The following is a 17,670-nucleotide window of genomic DNA, read 5'->3' on the forward strand; positions in this document are numbered from 1 at the left end:
GATGGTACTGCACGGGGGACCGTGTGGGAGAGTAGGACACCGCCGGACTTAATTTCGGTCGAATGGTCACCCCAGTGGGGTGGCCATTCGCTGTTTAACAAGACAATAGAGTTGTGCCACGTACGTTGAGGAGTCGCCATGTCTACTGAGCCCGATGAGAACCCCCGTCCGTCTGGTCGTGAAGGGGATGCATCGCCTGCGTCTTCCCGTGAGCCCAACTCGGCGGCACGCCGCTCCGATGCAGGCCAGGGGCGCCGCGACCACCAGGGCGAACGGCGGAACGTGAAGCGTCGTGGCGACGGGGGGGAGCCCCGCGGCGCGGGTCGCGTCGGCTCCAACCAGACGCGGCAGGGTGCCGACGTGAAGCGGGACAGTGACGGTCAGAAGGCTGGCGCTTCTCGGTTCGACGGTTCGGGCCGTTCGGGCAGCGGCCGTGGTTCGACCTCTGGCAATGACCGGCCGTTCGGCGCCCGTGGCACGGCCGGCACTGCGCGGGGCCGCGACGGCGGTCGTGACGATGGTCATCGCCAGGGGAATGACGGCGGCCAGGCATTCCGTGGCGGCCGTGAGAGCGCTAGCTCCCGTCCGTCTGATGGGGCTCGTCGCACGGACGGGTACCGCGGGAACGACCAGCGAGCGGGCGCAAACGGAAGACGCGATGATGGCTGGAGCGGCGATGGAGGCAGGGGCGATGCGTCGTCAGCTGGCGACCGTCGCGGCGGCCGGTCGTTCCCGAGCGGTGCTGCCTCGTGCGGCCGTGATGACCGCGCTGGCGCCGGCGGGCGCGGAAACGAGTCCCGTGGCCGGGCGGGGGCGCAGCGCCGCGACGCCCGCGGTGACGACGGACAGCGTCGGTACGACGGCGCCCCACGGCGGTTCGAGGGCGCCGGGAGGGGGGCGGATACCCGGCGGCAGGACCGGAACGACCCGAAACGATTCGACAGAGACGGACGCGAGTACACCGAAGAGGAGTTGCGCGCCCGGGAACTTCGTTCGGTGAGGCCGCGGCACGACGACCCCGACATCCCCGACTCGGTCACGCCGCAGATGCTCGACAAGGTGGCCCGGGCGGAGCTGAAGACGCTGAGCAAGGAGAACGCGGAGTGGGTCGCGCGTCACCTGGTGATGGCCGGCAACCTGATCGACACGGACCCCACGGCGGCCCATCAGCATGCGCTCTCCGCCGGTCGGCGTGCGGGGCGCGTGGCGGTCGTCCGCGAGACGCTGGCGATCACGGCATACGAGACGGGCGACTATGCGCTCGCTCTGAGGGAACTGCGGACGTTCCGACGTATCTCCGGCTCGGATGCACAGGTTCCGCTGATGGTCGATAGTGAGCGCGGTGTCGGTCGGCCGGAGCGCGGCCTGGAACTCGGCCGCTCGGTGGATCGAGCGGCGCTGGAGCCGGCCGTCCGCGTGGCCCTGGCCATCGCCATGTCCGGCGCACGCCTGGACCTGGGGAGCCCCGAGCTCGCGCTCGCGGAGCTGAGCATCCCCGAGCTGGACCCGGACAGGGCGTTTGACTGGAGCGCCTCCCTCTTCTTCGCCTATGCCGAGGTGCTCGGCGAACTCGGTCGCACCGAGGAGGCGGCCCAGTGGAGCCGCCGCGCGGTCATCGCGGCGGAGGCGGTCGCGGAGGCGTCGGGGGCATTCGAGCTGGAGACCGTGGAGATCTTCGAGGTGGACCACCCCGCGGATGATCCGCATGCTGGTGCTGGTGCTGGTGCTGGTGCTGGTGCTGGTGCTGGTGCTGGTGCTGGTGCTGAGAGTGACGATGACGCTGACACGGCCGTCGAGGTTGTGGCCGCTGACGTCGAGCCTGACAGCCCGGCGGGGAACGCCGACAGCGCTGGCGCGTCGGTCGCTGCACAGGACGGCGCATCGGATTCCGCTGATGAGCCGGACGGTGGTGAGCCGGACGGTGGTGAGCCGGACGGCGGCGCGGAGAACGGTGGCGCTGGAGGGGCGGCCCCGGGTCTCGCGGTCGATACGCCCAGCGTCGGGACAGCGGCTCCCTCGCCCACTGACGTCGTGCGTGACGACCCGGACGTGCGTGACGAGCGTTCTGCGCGGGACGGCGACGCCGACAGAGACGGGGGCGAGTGATGGGGCTGTTCAGCAAGACGCCGCCGACCCCTCTCGACGGCGTCGACGTCGTGCTGTCCGACCTCGACGGCGTGGTGTATGCCGGAGCGGGGGCCATCCCGCACGCGGTCGAATCGCTCAACCGTGCGGGGGAGGGCCGTCGGCTCGGCTACATCACCAACAACGCGTCGCGGACGGATGCCTCGGTCGCCGAGCACCTGAGCTCCCTCGGGCTGAGCGTCGCGCCCTCCGACGTGGTCACGAGCCCGCAGGCGGCGGTCCGGCTGCTCGCCGACGTCGTGGATCCGGGGTCGACGGTGCTTGTCGTCGGCGGCGAGGGGCTGGTCGTGGAGGTCGAGAAGGCGGGCTTCGTGGTGACCCGCACGGCGGCGGACGAGCCTCGCGCCGTGGTGCAGGGCTTCGCCCCGCACGTCTCCTGGACGGACCTGGCCGAGGCCGCCTTCGTCCTGCAGGAGCGTCCCGGGCAGCCTGAGCTGCCCTGGATCGCCACCAACACGGACTGGACCATCCCACAGGCGCGCGGCATCGCCCCGGGGAACGGCACGCTCGTCTCCGCGGTGCACACCGCGATCGGCCGGCTCGCGACGGTCGCGGGCAAGCCGGAGGTCCCCATCTTCGACGAGGCTGTCCGCCGATTCGGCGCCGTCGCGCCCTTGTTCATCGGCGACAGGCTCGACACCGACATCCTCGGCGCGCAGCGGGCAGGGATGACGTCGTCCCTGGTGCTGACCGGGATCGACAAGGCGAAGCACGTGCTCGCCGCCGGGCAGGGATCGCGGCCGGACTTCATCCTCGACGACCTCAGGCAGCTCCACGAGCCCTACCCGGCGACACGGCTGAGCCGCGGCGGCGCGGTCGCTCAGGTCGGCGACGCGGTGGTTCGGATCGATGGCGCCGACGTGATCATCGACAGGGAGGGCGACGCCGGGATCGATCTGCTTCGCGCCGCCTGCGCGGTGATCTGGAACTCCGGTCGGGCGATCTTCGGCTTCAACGTCCCGGAGCGGCTGTACAGCTGATCGCCCGCGCTGTTCCTTGCCGGCCCGCGGTGCCTGTTCGGGCGCCGCGGGCGGGGCGGTGGTTGGTGCGGCAGTCGTAATGCGCGCCGACGGATCGACTCGCGTGGCGACTGGCGTATGGCTGTGCGGCTGACCGATCGGGGAACTGTCCGGCTGACCGGCCCGGCGTGCTGATCGGCGGTGACGACGGCTTGCCGTCCGGGACCACCACCTCCGCCGGAGGCGGTCGGTAGACTGGCACAGTGACAAACGACGACACCTCCGCGCTGCTGACATCGGCCGGGCTGATCGACGAGCTCCCGCTCGACGAGCGGGCGGCGGCGTACGAGCGGGCCGTCGCTGAGCTGGAACGCCGGCTCGATGCGGCCGACGCCCCGCAGGGGCCGCGCCCGTCATGACGCGTCTCGACACCGAAGTGGCGGCGCGTGGTCTGGCCCGTTCGCGCGCGCGGGCGACCGAGCTCATCCGGAGCGGTGGCGTCGAGGTCAACGGCTCGGTCGCCGTCAAGCCGTCCCTGCCGGTCGGACCCGACGACGAGGTGCGGGTAACCGGCGACGACGGCGACGTCTCGCGCGCCGCGGGCAAGCTGCGCGCTGCGCTGGATGCGGCGGCGCTCCCGGTCGACGGGCGCGTCGTCGTCGACGCGGGCGCGTCCACGGGCGGATTCACTCAGGTGCTGCTCGAGCGCGGGGCCGCTGCCGTCGTCGCGATCGACGTCGGTCACGACCAGCTCGCCCCCTCGATCGCCGCCGACCCCCGGGTCGTCGTCGTCGAAGGATTCAACGTGAAGGAGCTCTCGCCGTCGAGCTACGGGCGCATCGCCGCGGGCCTGGACCGGCCGTCCCTGATCGTCGCGGATCTGTCGTTCATCTCGCTGACCCACGTGCTCGGAGCCTTCGACCGGACGATCGCCGACGAGCCGGCCGCCCGGGCCTCCCGCGGAGACGGCCGCGCGACCGAGCCGCACGGCGCGGTGCACACGCCCGCCATGGTCCTGCTCATCAAGCCGCAGTTCGAGGTCGGCAAGGGCAACCTCTCGAACGGCATCGTCCTCGACCGGCGCAGGGCGGAGGACGCCGTGCGATCCGTGCTGACCACGGCCGCGGACCGGGGCTGGCTCCCGCAGCTGCTGATCCTCTCCCCTGTGGTGGGAACCCACGGGAATCAGGAGTATCTGACCGTTCTCCGGCGGGCCGAGACGTCCGATCCGGAAGAATGGGCAACCACAGTCGACGAGAAGATCATGGGGGCACGATGATGACGGCACAGCGCAACATCCTGGTCCTCGCCCACACCGGCAGGACCGACTCGATCGTCGCCGCGATCGAGGTGATCACCCGGCTGCGCGAGGCGGGGGCACGACCGGTGTGCCGGAGGGAAGAAGCGGACGACATCAGGGAGTACGACCCCGGCTTCGACGATGTCCTGATCCTCGGCCGCGACGTCACCGTTCCCGAGCTGGAACTGGTGATCGTGCTCGGCGGCGACGGCACCATCCTGCGCGCCGCGGAGGAGGTCAGGGGGTCGACGGTTCCGCTGCTGGGGGTGAACCTCGGCCACGTCGGCTTCCTCGCGGAGAGCGAGCGCGACCACCTGCCCTCCGCCGTGCAGCGGGTCATCGCGCGCGACTACCGGGTCGAGGAGCGGTTCACCCTCGCGGTGCAGGTGATCGAGCGCGGGGAGACGGTGTACGAGACGTGGGCGCTCAACGAGGCGACCGTCGAGAAGGCGAGCAGGGAGCGCATGCTCGAGGTGCTCACCGCCGTCGACCAGCGACCGCTGTCGTCCTTCGGCTGCGACGGGGTCGTGTTCTCGACGCCGACCGGCTCGACCGCATACGGATTCTCCGCCGGGGGGCCGGTCATCTGGCCGACCGTCGAGGCCATCATGATGGTCCCGCTGAGCGCGCACGCGCTGTTCGCCCGTCCGATCGTCGTCGCGCCCAACTCGACGCTGTCGCTGCGCGTCCTCGACCGCTCCCAAGCCAGGGCCGTGCTGTGGGCCGACGGCCGGAGGACCTACGACCTCTCGCCGGGGGCCGAGGTCGTCGTCAGCAGGTCGCCGCTGCCGGTTCGACTGGCCAGGCTGCACGAGGGACCGTTCACCGATCGGCTGGTGCAGAAGTTCCATCTGCCGATCTCGGGCTGGAGGGGGCCGGTCGACAATGATTGAGGAGATCCGGATCAGCGACCTCGGCGTCATCCAGGACGCCACACTGCCCCTGGGGCCGGGGTTCACCGCGATCACCGGTGAGACCGGCGCGGGAAAGACGATGGTCGTGAACGCGCTCGGTCTGCTCAGAGGAGCGAAGGCCGACAACGCGGCGGTGCGGGTCGGTGCGGAGCGGGCGATCGTCGAGGGCAGCTGGATCGTGCCGTCGGAGGGGCCGGCCGCCGAGCGGGTGCGCGAGAGCGGCGGCGACCTCGACCCCGTCGACGACGGTTCGGTCTCCGAGCTCATCGTGACGAGGACGATCGCGGCCGGCGGCCGGAGCAGGGCGAGCGTCGGAGGGCGCAGCGCCCCCGCGGCGGTTCTCGTCGAGCTCGGCGAGCAGCTCGTCGCCGTCCACGGCCAGTCCGACCAGATCCGGTTGACGGGGGAGGGAGCGCAGCGGGCGGTGCTCGATCGCTTCGGTGGCCCGGAGGTCGCCGCCGCGCGGGAGCGCTACCAGCACGCCCACCACCGGGTGAAGACACTCGGCGACGAGCACGACGCGCTCGTCGCGGACAGGGACGAGCGGCGGGCGGAGGCCGAACGGCTGCGTGCCGCGCTCGAGGCGATCGAGGCCGTCGACCCCCAGGACGGCGAGGACCGTCAGCTCGACGAGCAGATCCAGCGGCTCAGCAACATCGAGGCGCTGCGTGCGGGCGCCGCCCGTGCTCTCGCACTGCTGCGCGACGAGGAGGGGACGGGCATCAGCGCGACGGGGCTGCTCGACGAGGCCCAACGTGAGGCGGAACGGGTCAGCGTCGACGACCCCGCTGCGGCCGAGATCGCGCAGACACTCGCGGGACTGGCGATCCAGGCCGCGGATGCGGCGACGGAGCTGGCGCGTTACCTCGGCGACCTCGATGCGAGCGCGCCGAGCGAGCTCGAGCAGCTTCACGAGCGTCGGGCCGAACTGGGGGAGCTCATGCGCCGCTACGGGCCGGGGCTGCCCGAGGTTCACGAGCTCAACCGCAGGGGCGTGGAGCGGCTGGTCGAACTCGACGGCGACGACGACCGGGTGGCCGCGCTCCGCGAGGAGCTCGACGCGGCCGTCGCCGAACGGGCCGCGCGGGCGGAGGAGCTGACCGCTCTGCGCCGGACGGCCGCTGAGCGCCTGGCCGGGGGGGTCAGCGAGGAGCTGACCGCGCTGGCGATGCCCGACGCCACGCTGCAGGTGGAGCTGATCCCGCGCGAGGAGCCGGGGCCGGACGGTGCCGAGCAGGTCGCTCTGCTGCTGACACCGCACGCGGGAGCCCAGCCGCGGCCGCTCGGGCGCGGTGCGTCGGGGGGAGAGCTGTCCCGGGTGATGCTGGCGCTCGAGGTGGTGATCGCCGGGTCGGACCCCGTGCCGACGTTCGTGTTCGACGAGGTCGACGCCGGAGTGGGGGGAGCAGCCGCCATCGAGATCGGCCGGCGCCTGGCACGGCTCGCCCGGAACGCCCAGGTCATCGTCGTCACCCACCTCGCTCAGGTCGCTGCCTTCGCCGGCAACCACCTCTCCGTCGTCAAGTCGAGCGACGGGACGGTGACGAGCTCGAGTGTGCGTCAGCTCGCCGGGGACGAGCGCCGCGAGGAGATGGCCCGCCTGCTGTCCGGTCTCGCGGAGTCGCAGTCGGCGGTCGATCACGCCGCAGAGCTCCTCGAGCTGGGCGAGCAGGAGCGCGCGCGGGCGTCGTCCGAACGGGACTGAGTCCGGCGGGCCGCGGCACGGGGAGCGCTGACGCGCTCCGCCCGAAGCCGTTGGCTCAGCGCGGATGTGCTGTTAGGATTGAAGCCCGTGGTGAACAATTCTGAAGCGGGCCTTTCCAGCGAAACGACCAAGCACATCTTCGTGACGGGCGGTGTCGTCTCCTCCCTCGGGAAGGGCCTCACGGCGGCCAGTCTCGGCAACCTCCTCACTGCGAGGGGTCTGCACGTGGTGATGCAGAAGCTCGACCCCTACCTCAACGTCGACCCGGGCACGATGAACCCGTTCCAGCACGGCGAGGTGTTCGTCACCGACGACGGCGCCGAGACCGACCTGGACATCGGGCACTACGAGCGCTTCCTCGACATCAACCTCGACCAGGCGGCGAACGTCACCACGGGTCAGATCTACTCGACCGTCATCGCCAAGGAGCGCAGGGGCGAGTACCTCGGCGACACCGTCCAGGTGATCCCGCACATCACGGACGAGATCAAGCGGCGCATGCGCCTCCAGGCGCAGGAGCCGACCGAGCCGGGGGAGCGTCGCCCCGACGTCATCATCACCGAGATCGGCGGAACCGTCGGCGACATCGAGTCGCAGCCGTTCATCGAGTCGGCCCGGCAGATCCGCCACGAGCTGGGGCGGAAGAACTGCTTCTTCGTGCACGTGTCGCTCGTGCCCTACATGGGCGCGTCCGGCGAGCAGAAGACCAAGCCCACCCAGCACTCCGTCGCCGCGCTCCGCTCGATCGGGATCCAGCCCGACGCGCTCGTGCTGCGCAGCGACCGCCCCGTCTCCGAGTCCAACAAGCGCAAGATCGCGCTCATGTGCGACGTGGACGAGGCGGGCGTGGTCAACGCCACCGACGCCGCCTCCATCTATGACATCCCCGAGATGCTGCACTCGCAGGGGCTCGACAGCTACATCATCGACCAGCTGGAGCTGCGTCAGGCCGCCGAGGTGGACTGGAGCGGCTGGGAGCCGCTGCTCAAGGCCGTCCACGAGCCCGCGCACGAGGTCACGATCGGCCTGGTCGGAAAGTACATCGACCTGCCGGACGCCTACCTGTCGGTGACCGAGGCACTGCGCGCCGGCGGCTTCGCCAACAACACCAAGGTCGCCATCTCCTGGATCGCCTCCGACACGCTGGAGAGCGCGGAGGGAGCGGCGAAGGCGCTGTCCGGCCTGGACGCGATCTGCGTTCCCGGCGGCTTCGGCATCCGCGGCATCGAGGGCAAGCTCGGCGCGCTGCGCTTCGCCCGCGAGAACGGCATCCCCACCCTCGGCCTCTGCCTGGGCATGCAGTGCATGGTCATCGAGTACGCGCGCAACGTCGCCGGGCTCGAGGGCGCCAGCTCCACCGAGTTCGACGAGGACACCGCCTACCCCGTGATCGCGACGATGGCGGAGCAGGTCCAGATCATCGACGGAGGCGACCTCGGCGGGACGATGCGGCTGGGCGAGTACGCCGCCCACCTGGGCGAGGGCTCGCTCGCGGCGGAGCTGTACGGCTCGACCGACGTCACCGAGCGCCACCGCCACCGCTACGAGGTGAACAACGCCTTCCGCGACCAGATCGCCCTCGCCGGACTGGAGTTCTCCGGGACGAGCCCCGACGGGCAGCTCGTCGAGTTCGTCGAGCTGCCGCGTGAGGCGCACCCCTTCTACATTGCGACGCAGGCCCACCCGGAGCTGCGGTCGCGACCGAACAGGGCCCACCCGCTGTTCCGGGGCCTTGTCGCCGCGGCGCTCGACCGCCAGAAGAGCGCGCTGCTGTTCGAGGTGAACGGTGACTGAGGTGCCCGGCGACGACGCCCTGCTCGCCGACGAGCCGACCACGGTCACCGTGACCCGCTCGGAGCGGGTGTTCACCGGAGCCGTCTGGGACATCAGGAGCGAGAACTTCGACTACAACGGCGCGAGCATTCGGCGGGACTTCGTCGACCACACCGGTGCCGTCGCCGTGCTCGCCCTCGACGGGCAGGGCAGGGTGCTTCTGATCCAGCAGTACCGCCACCCGATCCGGTCCCGCGAGTGGGAGATCCCGGCCGGGCTGCTCGATGTCGCCGGTGAGGACCCGCTGGCCGCGGCGAAGCGGGAGCTCGCCGAGGAGGCCGACCTCGTCGCCGAGGACTGGGCGTTGCTGACCGACTTCGCGACCTCGCCCGGCGGCAGCGACGAGTACGTGCGCATCTACCTGGCGCGCGGTCTCGCCGCCGCCGCCGAGGCGTTCGAGCGCACGGAGGAGGAAGCCGACATCGTGACGCGGTGGCTGCCGCTGGACGAGGCGATCGCCGCCGTCCGTGGCAACCGGCTGCACAACTCCATCCTGCAGCTGGCACTGCTCCACGCGCACTTGGCCGCCGAGTCCGGCTGGTCCGGCCTGCCCCCGCTGGACACGCCCTGGCCTGGCTCGCCCCGCGGCGGCCGCTGACCCCGTGCAGGCGCGGACCGAGCTCGACCGCTACCTGCGGCACATCACCGTCGAGCGCGGGCTGAGCCCGCACACCGTCTCCGCGTACCGCAGGGACCTGGGCGGCTACGTGGACTGGCTCGCGGGGGAGGGCGTCGAGGAGCTCGGGGCCGTGTCGGCCGAGCAGGTCGAGCGCTTCCTCGCCTCCCGTGCCACGGGCGCCGCGCCGCTGGCGCCGTCCTCGCGCGCCCGGCTGCTCTCCGCCGTCAGGGGGCTGCACCGCTTCGTGTCGGAGGAGGACCCCGCCGCGCCCGACCCCTCCGAGCGGGTCCGGCCGCCCTCCCAGCCGTCGCGGTTGCCCCACCCGCTCAGCCACGACCAGGTGTCGGCGCTCCTCGCCGCCGTCGAGCCGGTCGCCGACAGCCCCGATCCGGTGCGGCTGCGCGACCGTGCCCTGCTGGAGCTCCTCTACGCCACGGGCGCGCGCATCAGCGAGGCCGTCGCCCTCGACGTCGACGACCTCGCCGACGGCGAGCTGCTCCGGCTGCTCGGCAAGGGTCGCAAGGAGCGCATCGTCCCCGTCGGCTCGTACGCCAGGGCGGCGATGGACGAGTACCTGGTCAGGGGACGGCCGGCCCTGGCCGCGTCCGCGAGGGAGCCGGCCGCGGTGTTCCTCGGCCAGCGCGGCCAGCGGCTGAGCAGGCAGAGCGCCTGGCTCGTCATCCGCGCCGCCGCCGAGCGCGCGGGCATCGCCGACGAGGTCTCGCCGCACACCCTGCGGCATTCCTTCGCCACGCACCTCCTCCAGGGCGGGGCGGACGTGCGCGTCGTGCAGGAGCTGCTCGGCCACTCCTCGGTCGCGACGACGCAGATCTACACCCTCGTGACGGCGGACGCGCTCAGGGACATGTACAGCACGGCCCACCCGCGCGCCAGGTCCTGACGGGGCGCGGCCCCGCCGCGCCGCGCGGGCTCGCCGGAGGCGGCGGACGGAGCACTAGAATCGTCAGGAACACGCGCAGACCAACGGGAGCGAGGCGACAGGTGGCGACAGGGATCAGCACGGGACCGGACGGGACGGCACTGGGGCCGACCGGGCGGCCGGTGAAGGAGTTCCCCGTCCCCGAGTTCCTCGACGGTCACGGCCCGGCCCGCATCATTTCGCTCTGCAACCAGAAGGGCGGCGTCGGCAAGACGACCACCACGATCAGCCTCGGCGCGGCGCTGGCCGACTACGGCCGCAAAGTGCTCTGCGTCGACTTCGATCCCCAGGGCGCGCTCTCGGCGGGGCTCGGCGTCCGCACCCACGACGTCACCACCGTGTACGACCTGCTGCTCAGCTCGCGCACCGACCCGCACACCGCGATCCAGCCGACGAACGTCCCCGGCCTCGACGTCATCCCCGCCAACATCGACCTGTCCGCGGCCGAGGTGCACCTGGTCAACGAGGTGGCGCGCGAGCAGATCCTCGCCGGCGTGCTCCGCAAGCTCAGCGGCGAGTACGACGTCATCCTCATCGACTGCCAGCCCTCGCTCGGACTGCTCACCGTCAACGCCCTCACGGCCAGCCACGGCGTGCTCATCCCGCTGGAGAGCGAGTTCTTCGCCCTGCGCGGCGTCGCCCTCCTCATCGAGACGATCGACAAGGTCCGCGACAGGCTCAACCCGGCGATCGAGCTGGACGGCATCCTGACCACCATGTTCGACTCCAGGACGCTGCACGCGCGCGAGGTGCTGGAGCGCGTCGTCGAGGCCTTCGGCGACACCGTGCTCGACACCGTCATCGGCCGGACCGTGAAGTTCCCCGACGCGAGCGTCGCCGGAACCCCGATCACCGAGTTCGCCCCCGACCACCCCGCGGCGAAGGCCTACCGCCAGCTGGCGAGGGAACTGATCGCCCGTGGCGCCGTCGCCTGAGCTGGCGGAGCGCGCGACCGCGGAGGCCGCGGGGTTCCGGGTGTCGCTCGGGCGCTTCGAGGGGCCCTTCGACCTGCTGCTGTCCCTCATCGCCTCGCACGAGCTGGACCTGACGGAGATCGCGCTGTCGACGGTCACGGACGAGTTCATCGCCTATCTGCGCGAGCTGGAGTCGGCGGAGCAGATCGAGGAGGCGTCCGAGTTCCTCGTCGTCGCGGTCACCCTGCTCGACCTGAAGATCGCCGGGCTGCTCCCTCAGGGCGAGGTCGTCGACGCCGAGGACGTTGCGCTGCTGGAGGCGCGCGACCTGCTGTTCGCCCGGCTGCTGCAGTACCGCGCCTTCAAGGAGGCCTCGCGCTGGTTCGGCGACCGGCTCGACGCGGAGGGCCGGCGGCACGCGCGCCGGGTGCGCCTGGAGGAGAAGTTCCGCTCCCGCACCCCCGAGCTGGTGTGGACACTGACCCCGGACGATTTCGCGGCGCTCGCGGCGCTCGCCCTCGCGCCGCGCGAGATCCCCGTCGTCGGCGTCGACCATCTGCACGCACCTCTGGTCAGCATCAGGGAGCAGGCGGCGGTCGTCGTCGCGCTGCTGCGGTCGGGGGAGCCGCTGAGCTTCCGCCAGATCGTCGCCGGTGTCGACGAGCGCGGCGTCGTGGTGGCGCGGTTCCTCGCCGTGCTCGAGCTGTACCGGCACGCGGCGCTCACCTTCGAGCAGCTGGAGCCACTCGGCGAGCTGACGCTGCGCTGGGCCGCCGACACCTGGACCGACGACAACCTCGCGAGCCTGGGGGCGGACTATGACAGCTGAGCCGGAGCAGCCCCAGGCCGACGATGCGCCCCAGCCCGGGGCTGCAGCCCTGCCCGACACCGCCGTCCCTGTCGTGGCGATCGAACCGCAGGACGTCGAACGGGTCCTCGAGGCGATCCTCATGGTCGCCGACGAGCCCCAGACGCCCGTCGAGCTGGCAACGGCCGTCGGGCAGCCCGTCCGTGTCGTCCGGCAGGCCATCGCCCGGCTGGTCAACGACTACGACGGCATCCTCGGCGGACCGCGTCGCGGCTTCGAACTGCGCGAGGTCGGCGGCGGCTGGCGGATCTACGTCCGGCCCGAGTACGACCACGCCGTGTCCGACTACGTGCTGCAGCAGAACCCCAGCCGGTTGTCGCAGGCGGCGTTGGAGACACTCGCCGTCATCGCCTACCGCCAGCCGATCACCCGCAGCCAGGTGGCCTCCATCCGCGCGGTCAACGTCGACTCGGTCGTGAGGACCCTCGCCGGGCGCGGGCTCATCGTGGAGCTGTTCACCGACAGCGAGACCGGCGCCATCAACTACGGAACGACGGAGCTGCTGCTCGAGCAGCTCGGCATCAACAGCATCGACGAGCTGCCGGCCATCGCGCCGCTGCTCGACGACGGAAGGGACGGATTCGGCGATGAGCTCGGATGAGGAACGGGGCACGGACGGGGTCAGGCTGCAGAAGGTCCTCGCGCAGGCGGGGGTCGCCTCGCGGCGCGTCTCCGAGCAGCTGATCCTGGAGGGCAGGGTCACCGTCAACGGCGAGGTCGTCGACGAGCTCGGCAGCCGCATCGACCCGGGGCACGACCTGGTCAGCGTCGACGGGACCGCCATCCAGCTCGACCCGGGCAAGCGCTACGTCATCGTCAACAAGCCGGTCGGTGTGGTCAGCTCCCTGTCCGACGAGAACGGTCGCCCCGACCTCAGCCGCTTCACCCGCGACTATCCCGAGCGCCTGTTCAACGTCGGCCGCCTCGACGCCGAGACGAGCGGCCTGCTGCTGCTCACCAACGACGGTGACCTCGCCCACGTGCTCGCGCACCCCTCCTTCGGCGTCTCCAAGACCTACATCGCGAAGGTGCGCGGCCGCGTGACGGCCGCGACCGTGCAGCAGCTGCTCGCCGGCATCGAGCTCGACGACGGCCCCATCCGCGCCGACAGGGCACGCCTGCTCGACGTGCAGAAGGGCTCCAGCCTCATCGAGGTGGAGCTGCACTCCGGCCGCAACCGCATCGTCAGGCGGATGCTCGCCGCGGTCGGGCACCCGGTCATCGACCTCGTCCGCCGCCGATTCGGCCCGCTCCGTCTCGGTACCCTGCAGGCGGGCCAGAGCCGCGAGTTGACTAAGGTGGAGCGGGGAGAGCTGCTGACCATCGCCCGCAACGCCGGCGTCGCCCTCCCCGCCGCCCCCGCCGAGAAGGACTGAGCACCGCCCGTGACGACACCATCGCGCCCGCGACTGAGCGGAACCGTCCGCGTCGTCGGCACCGGCCTGCTCGGGGCGAGCATCGGCCTCGCGCTCAGCGGCCGCGGGATCGACGTCGTGCTGCACGACGCCTCACCCGGCCAGCAGGCGCTCGCCGTCGACTACGGGGCGGGGCGCGCGGCAGCGGCCGGCGACGCCCCGGCGCTGATCATCGTCTGCGTCCCCCCTGACGTCGTCGCCGAGACGGTCGCCGCGGAACTGGCCGCCCACCCGGACGCCGTCGTCACCGACGTGGCCAGCGTCAAGCTGGAGCCCGTCGAGGAGCTGCGCCGACGCGGCGTCGACATCGTCAGGTACATCGGTTCGCACCCGCTCGCCGGACGCGAGCGCGGAGGGGCGATCTCGGCGCGGGCCGATCTGTTCCGGGCGCGGCCCTGGGTGATCTGCCGCGACGAGGAGACCCCCGGCTGGGCGCTCGCGCTCGTCGAGGACCTCGCCCTCGACCTCGGCGCCGTGCCCATCGAGATGACCCCGGAGGAGCACGACCGCTCCGTCGCGCTCGTCTCCCACCTGCCGCAGATCGTCGCGAGCGCCCTCGCCTCCCGGCTCGTCGACGCCCCGGACACGGCGCTCGCGCTCGCGGGCAACGGGCTGAGGGACACCACGCGCATCGCCGCGTCCTCGCCCGAGCTGTGGGTGCAGATTCTGTCGTCGAACGCGGCCCCCGTCGTCGCCGAGCTCGACGCTCTCATCGCCGAGCTCGGCACCGTGGCCGACGCTCTGAGGGACGTGGGCGCAGCCGGGGCGCGCAGGACCGTCGCCGAGGAGATCGCCTCGGGGAACGCCGGCGTCGCGCGGCTGCCCGGCAAGCACGGTCAGGACCGTCGCTTCGAGCAGCTGGTCGTCCTCGTCGACGACCGCCCGGGCCAGCTCGGCCGGCTGCTCAGCGACATGGGGGAGATCAACGTCAACATGGAGGACCTGCGCCTGGAGCACTCTCCCGGCGCGCAGCTCGGCCTCGCCGAGATCAGCGTCCTCCCCGAAGCCCTGCCGCGCGCGGTCGAGGACCTCGCCGCCCGCGGCTGGCAGATTGCGAGTGTGTGAGTGTCCGAGATCGTCATCGCCATCGACGGCCCCGCCGGGAGCGGCAAGTCGAGCGTGTCCAAGCAGGCCGCGCGCAGGCTGGGGTACGCGTACCTCGACACGGGCGCCGCGTACAGGGCCCTGGCGTGGGACCTGCTCGACCGCGGCGTCGACACGGACGACGCGGAGGCGGTGACCGGCGCGCTCGCCGGGTTCGACTACTCCATCAGCATCGACCCGGACGACTACTGGGTGCGGGTCGGCGACGTCGACGTCACGGAGGCGATCAGGGAGCCGCGCGTCAGCGGGGTCGTGTCGCAGGTGGCGCGCGTTCCGGAGGTACGCTCCACGGTCACCGCGCTGTTCCACCGCATCATCGCGGAGGCCCCGAACGACGGAATCATCGTCGAGGGCCGCGACATCACCACCGTCGTCGCGCCCGACGCGCAGACGCGCATCCTGCTGACCGCCGCCGAGGAGGTTAGAATGGCCAGGCGTTCCGCCGAGTTGACCGGGGAGTCGACAGCCCGGGTCGCGGAGCAGCTGCAGAAGCGCGACCGTGCGGACTCCGCCGTGGTCGACTTCATGACCGCCGCCGACGGTGTGACCACCGTCGATTCAACAGACATCGGCTTCGACGAGACCATCGATCGCGTGATCGGGGTCATTCGAGGCGACGCCGCCTAGCGCGGCACCACACCGAGGAGACACACCATGGCCGACTTTGACGCCGACCGCTTCGACGCGGACGACCGGCTCGAGGAGCGCCTCGCCGGGCTCGACGACGAGGTCGTCACCCAGCGCAGCGACACCCTGCGGCGCGGGCTCGACGAGTACGAGCTCGAGGACGAGGACCTCGCCGTCCTCGAGGCCGCGGGCGAGGACCCCGACCAGATCACCTACTACCCCGCTCTGCCGGTCGTCGCGATCGTCGGACGCCCCAACGTCGGCAAGTCGGCGCTGGTGAACCGTATCCTGGGGCGCCGCGAGGCGGTCGTCGAGGACACCCCCGGCGTCACCCGCGACCGGGTGTCGTACCGTGCGGAATGGAACGGTCGGCCGTTCACCCTCGTCGACACCGGCGGCTGGGAGCCCGACGCCCGGGGGATCGACGCCTCCGTCGCGGCGCAGGCCGAGGTCGCCATCGACCTGTCCGATGCCGTGCTCTTCGTCGTCGACGCGAACGTCGGGGCGACGAGCACCGACGAGCACGTCGTGCGCCTGCTGCGCAAGGTAAATAAGCCCGTCTACCTGGTCGCCAACAAGGTCGACGACCTGCGTCAGGAGCCCAACGCCACGGCGCTGTGGTCGCTCGGCCTCGGCGAGCCCGTGCCGGTGTCCGCCCTGCACGGCCGCGGCGTCGCCGACCTGCTCGACAGCGTGCTCGCGAAGCTGCCGGCCGTGTCCGCCGTCGCGAAGGACGAGGTGGGCGGTCCCCGCCGCGTCGCCATTGTCGGCCGGCCGAACGTCGGCAAGTCGAGCCTGCTGAACAAGGCCGCGGGGGAGGAGCGCGTCGTCGTCAACGACCTCGCCGGCACCACCCGCGACCCGGTCGACGAGCAGATCGAGCTGGGCGGCCGCGTGTGGCGCTTCGTCGACACCGCCGGTATCCGCCGGCGTGTGCACCTGCAGCAGGGGGCCGACTTCTACGCGTCGCTGCGCACGAGCACCGCCGTCGAGAAGGCGGAGGTCGCGGTCGTGCTGCTCGACGTCACCCAGTCGATCAGCGATCAGGACCTGCGCATCATCGACCTGGTGCTCGAGTCGGGCCGTGCGCTCGTGCTCGGCTTCAACAAGTGGGACCAGCTCGACGACGAGCGCCGCCGCTATCTGGAGCGCGAGATCGAGCGGGACCTCGCCCACGTGGCGTGGGCTCCGCGCGTCAACATCTCTGCGCGCACGGGCCGCCACCTGGAGAAGCTGGTGCCCGCCCTGGAGCGCGCACTCGACTCGTGGGACACCCGCATCCCGACCGGCAAGTTCAACGCCTTCCTCGCCGAGCTCACGGCGGAGCACCCGCACCCCGTGCGTGGAGGCAAGCAGCCGCGCATCCTCTTCGGCACCCAGGCCTCGACCCGCCCGCCGACGTTCGTGCTGTTCACCACGGGCTTCCTCGACCCCGGCTACCGGCGCTTCATCCAGCGCCGCCTGCGCGAGATCTACGGCTTCGAGGGAACGCCGATCGTCCTCAACATGCGCGTGCGCGAGAAGCGCAAGCGGTAGGGGACGTTGCATTCGTGAACGGCGATCGCCGCAGTTGTGGAGCTGCGGCGATCGCCGTTTTGCGTTGAGCTGGTCGTCCGCCACGCATTCGCTCGTCGATGTGGACGCTTGCCCCGCGGTTCCGCAGCGTGACGTACCGTGTCGCGCATGGCTCGCGCACCCCGTCTTTCCGCCGTTGCGGTGATAATTCTTGTTTCGTTTGCGTTCGCCACTGGTTGTTCCTCGACAGAGCACGTTCCGAGGGTGGTGACGCCGTCCCCTGAAGCGGATCACGAGCCCGAAGGTTTGGCGACTAGTAACAGCTCGCTATTCGCCAATGACAAGCAAGCGCGCGATGTTGCTTTTGCGCTTTTTGGATATTCGATCAATCGCCTTTACGAAGCCAGTGATGGAAACGTGGATGATCGCGCAGCTTACCTGGAGACTCTAGGAGGCGAAGCTCTGGCACAAGGGAAAGACCGATTCTCGTCGAGGCGAAGCGTGGACCTCCCGGACTCAACGGAGTCGACTGTAGTCAAACTGCTCGAACGCCAGCGCCGTTCTGGTGGGGAACTTGTTGTGATCGCCGTTTGTCTTCACGAGAAGCGTGGTCCGAAAACGAGTGATACCGCCCGGGCCGTGTACACCTACTTCACTGGCCCAGATGAGGGCACCGTTCAAGCTATCCAAGAACCCATAAATGAGGATTGGACGTGTGAGTGATCCGCGGCAGATTAGGAAGGTCGGTGCCCTTCATTCTTTCCTGTTTGTGGGTGCTGGCGGGGATGCTCCCGTCGCACGACGACTTAAGT

General features: G+C 71.1%; 17 protein-coding genes. All 17 read left to right on the forward strand.

Translation table 11 applies throughout. The features are described from left to right. Nucleotides 1-996 precede the first annotated feature (996 nt). The 17 genes from FM119_RS04485 to FM119_RS13525 all read left to right on the forward strand — a co-directional run bounded on the left by FM119_RS04485 (nt 997) and on the right by FM119_RS13525 (nt 17,581). Nucleotides 997-2,106 carry a hypothetical protein gene (locus FM119_RS04485; RefSeq protein WP_087136495.1) on the forward strand — a complete coding sequence of 370 codons (1,110 nt, stop codon included), beginning with the start codon at nt 997-999 and terminating at the stop codon, nt 2,104-2,106. Continuing rightward, nucleotides 2,106-3,125 carry an HAD-IIA family hydrolase gene (locus tag FM119_RS04490; protein WP_087136496.1) on the forward strand — a complete coding sequence of 340 codons (1,020 nt, stop codon included), beginning with the start codon at nt 2,106-2,108 and terminating at the stop codon, nt 3,123-3,125. Before FM119_RS04485 ends, FM119_RS04490 begins: the two co-directional genes overlap by 1 nt. Before the next feature lie 242 nt (nt 3,126-3,367). Beyond that, a complete protein-coding gene (locus FM119_RS13850; RefSeq protein WP_179205198.1) occupies nt 3,368-3,523 on the forward strand; it encodes a hypothetical protein in 156 nt (51 codons plus the stop codon). Next, entirely contained in the window at nt 3,520-4,383 is an 864-nt protein-coding gene (locus tag FM119_RS04495; protein ID WP_087136497.1) for a TlyA family RNA methyltransferase, read from the forward strand. Before FM119_RS13850 ends, FM119_RS04495 begins: the two co-directional genes overlap by 4 nt. Next, nucleotides 4,380-5,297 (forward strand): NAD kinase, encoded by a 918-nt coding sequence (locus FM119_RS04500; protein ID WP_087136498.1) that lies wholly within the window; start codon nt 4,380-4,382, stop codon nt 5,295-5,297. The genes FM119_RS04495 and FM119_RS04500 overlap by 4 nt, the downstream gene beginning before the upstream one ends. After that, nucleotides 5,290-7,023, forward strand: coding sequence for a DNA repair protein RecN (gene recN, locus FM119_RS04505; protein ID WP_087136499.1), 1,734 nt, complete (start codon nt 5,290-5,292; stop codon nt 7,021-7,023). The genes FM119_RS04500 and recN overlap by 8 nt, the downstream gene beginning before the upstream one ends. 90 nt (nt 7,024-7,113) lie before the next feature. Beyond that, a complete protein-coding gene (locus FM119_RS04510; protein ID WP_087136520.1) occupies nt 7,114-8,817 on the forward strand; it encodes a CTP synthase in 1,704 nt (567 codons plus the stop codon). Beyond that, nucleotides 8,810-9,454: an NUDIX domain-containing protein gene (locus tag FM119_RS04515; RefSeq protein ID WP_420845569.1), complete on the forward strand. Its 645-nt coding sequence runs from the start codon at nt 8,810-8,812 to the stop codon at nt 9,452-9,454. Before FM119_RS04510 ends, FM119_RS04515 begins: the two co-directional genes overlap by 8 nt. Before the next feature lie 4 nt (nt 9,455-9,458). Next, on the forward strand, nt 9,459-10,376 hold the full coding sequence (gene xerD, locus FM119_RS04520; protein WP_087136500.1) for a site-specific tyrosine recombinase XerD: 918 nt from the start codon (nt 9,459-9,461) through the stop codon (nt 10,374-10,376). A gap of 101 nt (nt 10,377-10,477) precedes the next feature. Then, nucleotides 10,478-11,350 (forward strand): ParA family protein, encoded by an 873-nt coding sequence (locus FM119_RS04525; protein WP_087136501.1) that lies wholly within the window; start codon nt 10,478-10,480, stop codon nt 11,348-11,350. After that, entirely contained in the window at nt 11,334-12,158 is an 825-nt protein-coding gene (locus FM119_RS04530; RefSeq protein WP_087136502.1) for a segregation and condensation protein A, read from the forward strand. The genes FM119_RS04525 and FM119_RS04530 overlap by 17 nt, the downstream gene beginning before the upstream one ends. Continuing rightward, nucleotides 12,148-12,798, forward strand: a complete 651-nt coding sequence (gene scpB / locus FM119_RS04535) for an SMC-Scp complex subunit ScpB (protein ID WP_087136503.1) — start codon at nt 12,148-12,150, stop codon at nt 12,796-12,798. The genes FM119_RS04530 and scpB overlap by 11 nt, the downstream gene beginning before the upstream one ends. Next, on the forward strand, nt 12,785-13,573 hold the full coding sequence (locus FM119_RS04540; RefSeq protein ID WP_087136504.1) for a pseudouridine synthase: 789 nt from the start codon (nt 12,785-12,787) through the stop codon (nt 13,571-13,573). The genes scpB and FM119_RS04540 overlap by 14 nt, the downstream gene beginning before the upstream one ends. A 9-nt stretch (nt 13,574-13,582) precedes the next feature. Continuing rightward, a complete protein-coding gene (locus FM119_RS04545; RefSeq protein WP_087136505.1) occupies nt 13,583-14,677 on the forward strand; it encodes a prephenate dehydrogenase in 1,095 nt (364 codons plus the stop codon). Then, on the forward strand, nt 14,678-15,343 hold the full coding sequence (gene cmk / locus FM119_RS04550) for a (d)CMP kinase (protein WP_087136506.1): 666 nt from the start codon (nt 14,678-14,680) through the stop codon (nt 15,341-15,343). A 27-nt stretch (nt 15,344-15,370) separates the two neighbouring features. After that, nucleotides 15,371-16,879 (forward strand): ribosome biogenesis GTPase Der, encoded by a 1,509-nt coding sequence (gene der, locus FM119_RS04555; protein ID WP_087136507.1) that lies wholly within the window; start codon nt 15,371-15,373, stop codon nt 16,877-16,879. A gap of 147 nt (nt 16,880-17,026) precedes the next feature. Further along, entirely contained in the window at nt 17,027-17,581 is a 555-nt protein-coding gene (locus FM119_RS13525; RefSeq protein WP_143822625.1) for a hypothetical protein, read from the forward strand. Nucleotides 17,582-17,670 lie beyond the last annotated feature (89 nt).

The organism is Mycetocola reblochoni REB411 (assembly GCF_900163835.1).
GTDB lineage: Bacteria > Actinomycetota > Actinomycetes > Actinomycetales > Microbacteriaceae > Mycetocola_B > Mycetocola_B reblochoni.